7 protein-coding genes are annotated in these 9,319 nt (G+C 69.9%); 6 read left to right on the forward strand and 1 reads right to left on the reverse strand.

Annotated elements, in window-relative coordinates; genetic code table 11:
* Positions 1 to 37: 37 nt before the first annotated feature.
* On the reverse strand, positions 38 to 1,045 hold the full coding sequence (locus tag DA1_RS28195) for an AraC family transcriptional regulator (RefSeq protein WP_012203930.1): 1,008 nt from the start codon (positions 1,043 to 1,045) through the stop codon (positions 38 to 40).
* A gap of 162 nt (positions 1,046 to 1,207) precedes the next feature.
* Between DA1_RS28195 and DA1_RS28200 the strand changes: the two genes are divergently transcribed.
* The 6 genes from DA1_RS28200 (at position 1,208) to DA1_RS28225 (ending at position 8,989) form a co-directional block, all read left to right on the forward strand.
* Complete coding sequence (locus DA1_RS28200) at positions 1,208 to 2,056, forward strand: TauD/TfdA dioxygenase family protein (RefSeq protein ID WP_034390965.1); 849 nt, start codon at positions 1,208 to 1,210, stop codon at positions 2,054 to 2,056.
* A gap of 29 nt (positions 2,057 to 2,085) precedes the next feature.
* Positions 2,086 to 3,144: a beta-keto acid cleavage family enzyme gene (locus tag DA1_RS28205; protein WP_034390966.1), complete on the forward strand. Its 1,059-nt coding sequence runs from the start codon at positions 2,086 to 2,088 to the stop codon at positions 3,142 to 3,144.
* A gap of 14 nt (positions 3,145 to 3,158) precedes the next feature.
* Positions 3,159 to 4,127: a Bug family tripartite tricarboxylate transporter substrate binding protein gene (locus tag DA1_RS28210; protein ID WP_026062972.1), complete on the forward strand. Its 969-nt coding sequence runs from the start codon at positions 3,159 to 3,161 to the stop codon at positions 4,125 to 4,127.
* Positions 4,128 to 4,166: 39 nt separating this feature from the next.
* Positions 4,167 to 5,138, forward strand: coding sequence for a quinone oxidoreductase family protein (locus DA1_RS28215; protein WP_034390967.1), 972 nt, complete (start codon positions 4,167 to 4,169; stop codon positions 5,136 to 5,138).
* A gap of 20 nt (positions 5,139 to 5,158) precedes the next feature.
* Positions 5,159 to 6,370: a porin gene (locus DA1_RS28220; protein ID WP_034390969.1), complete on the forward strand. Its 1,212-nt coding sequence runs from the start codon at positions 5,159 to 5,161 to the stop codon at positions 6,368 to 6,370.
* Between the two features lie 84 nt (positions 6,371 to 6,454).
* Positions 6,455 to 8,989: an ABC transporter permease gene (locus tag DA1_RS28225; RefSeq protein ID WP_034390970.1), complete on the forward strand. Its 2,535-nt coding sequence runs from the start codon at positions 6,455 to 6,457 to the stop codon at positions 8,987 to 8,989.
* The last annotated feature ends 330 nt before the right edge of the window (positions 8,990 to 9,319 follow it).

A 9,319-nucleotide genomic window follows, 5' to 3' on the forward strand; every position in this document is an offset into this window, starting at 1 on the left:
GTCAGGTGCGTCAAGTGCGCCAGGAACGCCCGGTGCGTCAGGCGCGAGGCAGTCCCTGCGCGCGGCTGCGCCAGGCCTCGGGCGCGCAACCGAATTGCGCGGCGAACCAGCGCGTGAAGGCGCTGTGGCTGGCATAGCCGAGCATGGATGCGATCTGTCCCACGCTGTAGTGGGGGTGGTCCAGGTAGCGCAGGGCCAGTTCGTGGCGCACTTCGGTCAGCAGCTCGCTGAAGCTCAGGCCCTCGCGGTCCAGTTCGCGCTGCAGCGTGCGCAGGCTGCGCCCCATGCCCTGCGCCACGCCTGCGCAGGTGGCGTTGCCCGAGGGCAGCAGCAGGTAGATGACCCTGCGCGCCTGGTGGCCCACGGAGGCGGCACGGTGGGCCGGCATGGCCTCCACCAGCCGCAGCGCATAGCGCGCCAGCGCGGGGTCGGCCAGCGGGTTGGGCTCGTCCAGGTCGGCGGCGCGGCAGGCGATGCCGTTGAACTCGGCGCCGAACGTGATGCGGCAGCGGAACATGCGGCGGTGTTCGGACAGGTCGGCCGGTGGCGCGTGGCTGAAGCTGACGCCCTGCGGCCGCCAGCGCTCGCGCAGCAATGCCTCGCACATGCGCCACAGCACGCCCATGGCCAGCTCCACGGACTGGCGCATGGCGCCGTGCAGGACGAAGTCCTCGCGCAGGATGACGATGTCCCCTGCATCCTCCAGGTGGATCAGCAGCGATTCGTTGACCAAGTGCATGTGCGCGACCAGCGTGTCCAGCGCATGGCGCAGCGTGGGCTGGTGCAGCAGCAGCAGGCTCACGGCGCCGAAGCTCGACAGCTGGCGGTGCCGGGCCATGCGCAGGCCCAGGGACTCGCAGCCCGTGGACTGGGCCGCGTCTTCCAGCAGGCGCGCGACGATGGCCACGTCGATCAGCTGGTCCTGCTCGCGCAGCAGCGCGGGCCGCAGGCCGGCCTGGCGCAGTGCCTTGTCGGGGTCGCCGCCCAGTTCGCGCATGACGTCCGAAAAATGGGTCAAGGCCGCCGCGCGCACCATGGTGACCATGCTTGCCCTCCTGTCAGTCCGTGGCCTGGTGGCACGAAATGCAAAGAGGATGGCATGGCTTGCATAGTCCGCGGAACCGGGTTTTCCTACATTGCAGAGACCGGCCCCACGCCGGGCGGACCGTGCCGCCACGGGCCTTCACAACAATGACAGGAGACAGGCATGCGCATAGAGCCCATGACATGTGCCATCGGCGCCGAATTGCTCGGCGTGCGGCTGGCCGACGCGGTGCGCGACGACGCGCTTTTCTCGGAGATCCAGGCGGCGCTGCTGCGCCACAAGGTGCTGTTCCTGCGCGACCAGGGCCTGGCACGCGCCGATCACGTGGCCTTTGCGCGGCGCTTCGGCGAGCTGGAGGACCATCCGGTGGCCGGCAGCGACCCCGAGCATCCGGGCCTGGTGCGCATCTACAGGACGCCCGAGCAGCCCAACGACCGCTACGAGAATTCCTGGCACTGCGACGCCACCTGGCGCGAGGCGCCGCCCATGGGCTGCGTGCTGCATTGCGTGGAATGCCCGCCCGTGGGCGGCGACACCCTGTGGGCCAACATGGCGCTGGCCTACGAGCGCCTGCCGGACGCCGTCAAGGCGCTGATCGCGCCGCTGCGCGCGCGCCACAGCATCGAATGCACGTTCGGTGCGGCCATGCCCATCGAAAGGCGGCTGGCGCTCAAGGCCCAGTACCCCGATGCCGAGCATCCCGTGGTGCGCACCCATCCCGAGACCGGCGAGAAGGTGCTGTTCGTGAACGGCTTCACTACGCATTTCACCAATTTCCATACGCCCGCCAATGTGCGCGTGGGCCAGGACTTCACGCAGGGCGCCTCCGGCCTGCTGCAGTACCTGATCGGCCAGGCTGCCATTCCCGAGTACCAGGTGCGCTGGCGCTGGCGGGCGGGCAGCGTGGCGATCTGGGACAACCGCGCCACCCAGCACTACGCGGCCATGGACTACCCGCCCAGCCACCGGAAGATGGAGCGCGCGGGCATCGTCGGCACGCCGACCTTCTGAACCACGATCACGACACAAGGAGACATGCCATGAATTTTCTCGACGGCCACCTGTTCCCCGAAAACCAGCAGCCCCTGATCATCACGGCCGCGCCCTATGCGCCCTCGTGGCTGCCCTCGGACTTTCCCGGCGAGATCGCCGTGACCATGGACGAGCAGATCCAGAAGGCCGTGGACTGCTACAACGCCGGCGCCACCGTGCTGCACCTGCATGTGCGCGAGCTGGATGGCAAAGGCAGCAAGCGCCTGTCCAAGTTCAACGAGCTGATCGCCGGCGTGCGTGCGCGCGTGCCCGAGATGATCATCCAGGTGGGCGGATCGATCAGCTTTGCTCCCGAGACGGACGGCGCGGCCGCCAAGTGGCTGTCCGACGACACGCGCCACATGCTGGCCGAGCTGGAGCCCGTGCCCGACCAGGTCACGGTGACCATCAATACCTCGCAGATGAATTTCCTGGAGCAGTTCGATGCGCGCGACATACGCGGCACCTCCATGGAGGACCCGGCCGTCTTCAATGCCTACAGGGAGATGACCGTGCCCGCCCAGCCCGGCTGGGCCGAGGAGCACATCCGGCGCCTGTCGGCCGCCGGCATCCAGAGCGCCTTCCAGTGCTACAACATCAACAGCTTCGAGTCCGTGGAGCGGCTCATGCGCCGCGGCATCTACAAGGGCCCGCTGGTGATGAACTGGGTGGCGATTGGCGGCGGCATGGACGCGCCCAGCATCTACAGCCTTGCCAACTTCGTGCGCGCCGTGCCCGACGGCGCCGTGCTCACCGTGGAAAGCTCGGTGCTCAACGTGCTGCCCGTGAACATGATGGGCATCGCCATGGGGCTGCATGTGCGCTGCGGCACCGAGGACAACCTCTGGAACCAGCGCCGCACGGCCAAGATGGGCACGGTGGCGCAGATCGAGCAGCTGGTGCGCATCGCAGGCGAGTTCGGCCGCCCCATCGCCACGGCGCAACAGGCGCGGGAGATCTGCCGGATCGGCCAGTTCTACGGCACCGTGGAAGAGACGCTGGCGGCCAACGGCTTCGCACCCAACCGCAACGGCGCCCAGCAGGGATTTCTGCGCAAGGCCGCCTGAACCGGGAGCCCACGATGCAACGCATGCCCCCCTGGACGGCCATCGCCCTGGCCGCCTCGCTGCTGGCCGGCGGCGCCCACGCCTTCGGCGACAAGCCGGTCCGGCTCATCGTGCCGGCGCCGCCCGGCGGCACCATCGATGTGTTCGCGCGCATCATCAGCGACCAGCTGGCGCAGGAGATACGCCAGCCCGTCATCGTCGAGAACCGGCCTGGTGCCGGTGGCGCCATCGCCGTCAAGCACATGCTGTCCCAGCCGGCCGACGGCAGCACGCTGCTGGTGACGGTGACTAACATCCTCACCGAGGTGCCCCATGTGCTCAAGGTCGGCTTCGACCCCATGAAGGACGTGCGGCCCGTGGCGCAGATGGCGCGCTCGGTGATGCTGTTCATCGCCTCGCCGCAGTTTCCCGCGCGCGACGGGGCCGAGGCCATCGCCTACGTGAAGGCCCACCCGGGCACGCTGTCGTTCGCCTCGTACAGCCAGGGCACGGCCTCGCAGTACGCGGGCGCCATCCTCAACAGAAGGGCCCACCTGGACATGGAGCATGTGGCCTTCCCGGGCTCGGCGCCCGCGCTGGCCCAGGTCATGGGCAACCAGATCCCGCTGATGTTCGACGGATCGGTCACCTCCAAGCCGCTGATCGCGGGCGGCAAGGTCAGGCTGCTGGCCGTGGCCTACAAGAGCCGGCTGCCCGACTACCCGCAGGTGCCCACGCTGGCCGAGCTGGGCTATCCCGAGGTGGATTTCAGCAACTGGAGCGGCGTGTTCGCCTCGGCGCAGACGCCACGCCCGCTGCTGGAGAAGATCCACGGCGCGCTGGCCCGGGTCAACGCCCGCAAGGCCGTGCGCGAACGCTATGCGGGCACGGGCTTCGAGCCCGTCGAAGGCGATCGCTCGCTGGAGCAGATGTCCACCGACCTGCGTGCCGAGTTCGAGCGCAATGCCGAGATCGTCCGGAACTTCGACATCCGGCTCAACTGATGCAGGGCGCCCCACCCAGGCGCTACACAAGGAGAATCCATGGCAAAGGCCATACGCTTTCATACCACCGGCGGCCCCGAGGTGCTCAGGCTGGAGCATGCCGAGGCCGGCGCGCCGGGACCCGGCCAGGCGCGCGTGCGCCACAGCTTCATCGCCGTCAACTTCATCGACATCTATTTCCGCACGGGCCGCTATCCGCTGGCCCTGCCCAACGGCCTGGGCTCGGACGCCGTGGGCGTGGTCGAGGCCGTGGGGGAGGGCGTGACCGAAGTGCGGCCCGGCGACCGCGTGGGCTACCTGATGGGCCCGCAGGGCGCCTACAGCGATGTGCGCGTGATGCCGGCCGAGGTGCTGATCCCGCTGCCCGACGGCATCAGCGACCGCACGGCGGCCACGCTGATGATGAAGGGCATGACGGCGCAGTACCTGTTCCGCCAGGTCCATCCGCTGCAGGGGGGCGAAACCATCCTCTACCACGCGGCGGCCGGCGGCGTGGGGCTGATCGCCTGCCAGTGGGCGCGTGCGCTGGGCGTGACCATGATCGGCACGGTGAGCACCGACGAGAAGGCCGCCGCCGCGCGCGCCAACGGCTGCACCCACGTCATCGTGACCTCGCGCGAGAACACCGTCGCTCGCGTGATGGAGATCACGGGCGGCAAGGGCGTGCCCGTGGTCTATGACTCGGTGGGCAAGGACACCCTCATGGATTCGCTGGACTGCCTGCAGCCGCGCGGCCGGCTGATCAGCAACGGCACCTCGTCGGGCTCGGTGGTGGTGGACTCCCAGCTGCTGGCCTCCAAGGGATCGATCTGGATGACGCGGCCCGCGATGGTGCACTACATCCAGCCGCGCGCCCACATGCTGGAGATGGCGCGCGAGCTGTTCGACCATGTGCTGGCCGGGCGCATCGCCAGCGAGCCCCAGCAAAGCTTTGCGCTCGCCGATGCGGCCCAGGCGCACCGGGCGCTGGAGTCGCGCCGCACCACGGGCGCGACGGTGCTGATTCCCTGAGCGATGAACACGAGACCTCCATGCCCCGTCTTCACCCTCCCTTCCCCGGCCTGTGCGCTTTCTGCGTGGCAGGCGCGGCCGCCGCCCAGGCGCCCACCTCGGTCACGCTGTTCGGCGTGATGGACGCCGGCATCAGCCGCTACAGCGTGCGCAGCGATTCCTGGGACGCGGGCCCCGCGCGCTCGGCGCGGCAAAGCACCTTGGCGCTGTCGCCTTCGGGCAACCTGGCCAGCCGCATCGGCATACGCGCCAGCGAGGACCTGGGCGGCGGCCTCATGGCCGGCCTGTGGCTGGAGGCGCCGGTGGCCAATGACACGGGCGGCGGCGCGCTCAACTTCGGGCGGCGCGCCACCATCAGCCTGTCCGGGCGCCTGGGCGAGCTGCGCATGGGGCGCGACCACACGCCTTCGTTTCTGAACGACTGGGCCTTCGACCCCTTCACCGTCAACGGCGTGGGCACCAACCTGATCGCCGTGGTCAACAGCAACCTGGCCATCGCCCGCGCGCTGGCCACGGGCGGCCTGCTGGGCGGCGGGCTGTCGGCGGGCACGGACACCTATCTGCGCGCAGGCAACTCCATCGGCTATTTCCTGCCGCCGGGCCTGGGCGGCGTCTACGGGCAGGCCATGTACGCCTTTCCCGAGAACAGCTCGAAGCGGGGGCGCTACGCGGGTGCCCGCATCGGCTGGGCCATGGGGGCGGCCGATGTGGCGCTGGGCTATGGCGAGAACACCCTGGGCACCTCGGGCGCCGGCGCGGAAAAGATCCGGTCGCTGAACCTGGGCGGCTCCTATGACTTCGGCCCGGTCAAGCTGTTTGGCGAATGGTCCGGCGTGCGCAACGAGCGGCGCGACGCCGGCACGCTGGCCGCCATCAATGACCGCTACCTGGGCGTGCTGGCCGGCGTGAACATCCCCGTGGGCCAGGGGGCGCTGCGCGCCTCCTATGCACGTGTGCAGTTCAGGAATGGCCAGGGCCTGGCCGACGGCGATTCCTCGGTGAACAAGCTCGCCCTGGGCTATGTGCACCCGCTGTCCAAACGCACGGCGCTGTACGCCACGGTGTCGCGCATCAGCGTGGGCAACGGGCGCAACAACCCGGGCGTGATGGGCGTGACGCCGCTGGTGGTCAGCAACCCGGCCATCCTGCCCCAGCCCGGCTACCTGACCACGGGCGGCATGCAGCCGGCCGGCGCGCTGGGGCTGGACCTGGGCCTGCGGCTGATGTTCTGAACGGCTGGGCCAATCGTTCTGAACGGCCGTGCCAATAGCCGTGGCGCCCGGGTGCCCATCTTCGCCTGCGCTAATCTGCGCGGCATGAATGGATCTTCTGCATGGACCCTGGGTTGGCGCACCCTGTGGCGCGACCTGCGCGCGGGCGAGTTGCGCCTGTTGATCGTCGCCGTGATGCTGGCTGTGGCCGCGCTCAGCTCGGTGGGCTTTTTTGCCGACCGGCTGCAGGCGGGGCTGCAGCGCGATGCACGCCAGCTGCTGGGCGGCGACGTGGTCGTGGTCGGCGACAACCCCACGGCGCCGGCCTTTGGCGAGCGCGCACGCGCCGAAGGGCTGCAGGCCCTGGAGACATCCAGCTTCCCGACCATGGCGCGCGCCAGCGACGCGCAAGGCGGCATGAGCCGCCTGGTGGCGCTCAAGAGCGTGCCCGAAGGTTATCCGCTGCGCGGCAGCCTGCGCGTGGCCGATGCCCCCGGCGCGGCCGACCGGGCCACGCGCGAGATACCGGCGCGGGGTGAGGCCTGGGTCGATGCGCCGCTGCTGGAGTCGCTGGGCATAGGCGTGGGGGACATGCTGCTGCTGGGCGACGCCCAACTGCGCGTGGCGCGCATCATCTCCATCGAGCCCGACCGGGGCGCGGGCTTCATGAACTTTGCGCCGCGCGTGATGATCACCTCCGCCGACCTGGCCGCCACAGGCCTGGTGCAGCCGGCCAGCCGCATCACCTACCGCCTGGCCGTGGCCGGCGCGGGTGATGGCTCCGAGCCGGCCGTGCAGCGCTACCGCGTCTGGGCCGAGCAGCAGGCCAAGGCGCCCGGCGTGCATGGCGTGCGCGTGGAGTCGCTGGACAGCGGCCGCCCCGAGATGCGCCAGACGCTGGACCGCGCCGAGAAATTCCTGAGCCTGGTCGCCCTGCTGGCGGCGCTGCTGTCGGCCGTGGCCGTGGCCCTGGCTGCGCGCGGCTTTGCCAACAGCCACCTGGATGCCTCGGCCATGCTGCGCGTGCTCGGCCAGAGCCAGCGGCGCATCGCGGGTGCCTATACAGTGGAGTTCGTGCTGGTCGGTCTGGCCTCCAGCGCCGCTGGCGTGCTGCTGGGCTGGGCCATCCACCATGTGTTCGTGCTGCTGCTGGCCGGGCTGGTGGAAACCGCCTTGCCCGCACCAGGCCTGTGGCCTGCGGCCTTCGGCGTGGGCATGGGGCTGACCCTGCTGCTGGCCTTTGGCCTGCCGCCCGTGCTGCAGCTGGCGCGCGTGCCGCCGCTGCGTGTCATGCGCCGCGACCTGGGCGCGCTCAAGCCTGCCTCGGTGGTGGTGCTGGCCGTGGGCGTGGCAGGCTTTGCGGCCTTGCTGCTGGCGGCCAGCCGCGACATCAAACTGGGCCTGATCGCCGTGGGTGGCTTTGCCGTGGCCGTGCTGCTGTTCGCGGCCCTGGGCTGGCTGGCTGTGCAGGTGCTGCGCCGCCTGGTGCACGAGAGCACGGCGCCGCGCTGGCTGGTGCTGGCCACGCGCCAGATCGCCGCGCGCCCCGCCTATGCCGTGGTGCAGATCAGCAGCCTGGCCGTGGGGCTGCTGGCGCTCATGCTGCTGGTGCTGCTGCGCACCGACCTTATCGGCAGCTGGCGCCAGGCCACGCCGGCCAATGCGCCCAACCGCTTCGTCATCAACGTGCAGCCCGAGCAGGCCGACGGTTTCCGCGCGGCGCTGGCCAAGGCTGGCGTCACCTCCTATGACTGGTTCCCCATGATCCGGGGGCGTCTGGTCACCGTCAACGGCAAGCCGGTCAGCCCCGACGACTTCAGCGAAGACCGCGCCAAGCGCCTGGTAGACCGGGAGTTCAACCTCTCCACCACGGCGCAGGCGCCCGCGCACAACCTGATCACGGCGGGCACCTGGACGCCTGGCGCCAAGGGCGAGATCAGCGTGGAGGACGGCATTGCCGAGACCCTGGGCCTCAAGCTCGGCGACACGCTGGGCTTCGACGTGGGCGGCGTGCCCAGCGAGGCGCGCATCACCAGCCTGCGCAAGGTGGACTGGGGATCCATGCGTGCCAACTTCTTCGTGATCTATCCCGTGGACCACCTGGACGACGTGGCCGTCAGCTACCTGGCCGCCTACCGCGCGCCCGACGTGGCGGGCTTCGACAACGCCCTGGTGCGCGAGTTTCCCAACATCACCAACGTGGACCTGAGCACCACGCTCGCCCAGGTGCAGCGCGTGCTGGACCAGGTGATACGCGCGGTGGAGTTCCTCTTCGGCTTCACCCTGGCCGCCGGCCTGGTCGTGCTCTTCGCCGCCGTCACCGCCACGCGCGAGGAGCGCGCCCGCGAGTACGCCATCATGCGCGCCGTCGGTGCCCAGGCCCGGCTGCTGGCGCAGGTGCAGCGCGCCGAGCTGGCTGGCGTGGGCCTGCTGGCGGGTTTCCTTGCCAGCTGCGCGGCCGGTGCCGTGGGCTGGGCCCTGGCGCGCTGGGTGTTCGAGTTCAACTGGACCGTGCCCTGGTGGGCTCCGCTGGCGGGGGCTGTTGCCGGGGCCTTGCTGGCCTGGATGGCGGGGTGGTGGGCGTTGCGGGAGGTGTTGAGGAGGCCTGTGATGGATACGTTGAGGCAGGTGGCTGAGTAGGTCTTTGGGTTCTGTTTTTTGCCCCTGCCGGGTGGTTGTTTTTCGAGGCCGGGGTTCGGCCCGGCAGCCGACCCGCTTTCTTGTCGCGCGACAAGAAAGCGGGGCAAAGAAGCGCGCCCCAAACTGCCCACGACCCTTCGCTTCGCTACGGGCGACCTGCGTTGGGCGGGATGCGGGGTGTGCCGCAGAACTCACTCCTTGCGCCTGCGGCGCAATCCGTTCAAACAACTGCGGCAAGTCAGATGACGAAGCAAGCCTGTCCTTCGGCAGGCTTGCCACCCCGCATCCCGCCCAACGCAGGCGTGGGCAGAAGGGGGGAGGCTGAGGGAT

Origin of the sequence: Delftia acidovorans NBRC 14950, from assembly GCF_001598795.1 — a bacterium.
GTDB classification, from domain to species: domain Bacteria; phylum Pseudomonadota; class Gammaproteobacteria; order Burkholderiales; family Burkholderiaceae_C; genus Comamonas; species Comamonas acidovorans.

Excerpts from the sequence above, each read along its gene's own strand:
- DA1_RS28195 (WP_012203930.1), bottom strand. The coding sequence starts at position 1,045 with ATGGTCACCATGGTGCGCGCGGCGGCCTTGACCCATTTTTCGGACGTC.
- DA1_RS28200 (WP_034390965.1), top strand. The coding sequence starts at position 1,208 with ATGCGCATAGAGCCCATGACATGTGCCATCGGCGCCGAATTGCTCGGC.
- DA1_RS28205 (WP_034390966.1), top strand. The coding sequence starts at position 2,086 with ATGAATTTTCTCGACGGCCACCTGTTCCCCGAAAACCAGCAGCCCCTG.
- DA1_RS28210 (WP_026062972.1), top strand. The coding sequence starts at position 3,159 with ATGCAACGCATGCCCCCCTGGACGGCCATCGCCCTGGCCGCCTCGCTG.
- DA1_RS28215 (WP_034390967.1), top strand. The coding sequence starts at position 4,167 with ATGGCAAAGGCCATACGCTTTCATACCACCGGCGGCCCCGAGGTGCTC.
- DA1_RS28220 (WP_034390969.1), top strand. The coding sequence starts at position 5,159 with ATGCCCCGTCTTCACCCTCCCTTCCCCGGCCTGTGCGCTTTCTGCGTG.
- DA1_RS28225 (WP_034390970.1), top strand. The coding sequence starts at position 6,455 with ATGAATGGATCTTCTGCATGGACCCTGGGTTGGCGCACCCTGTGGCGC.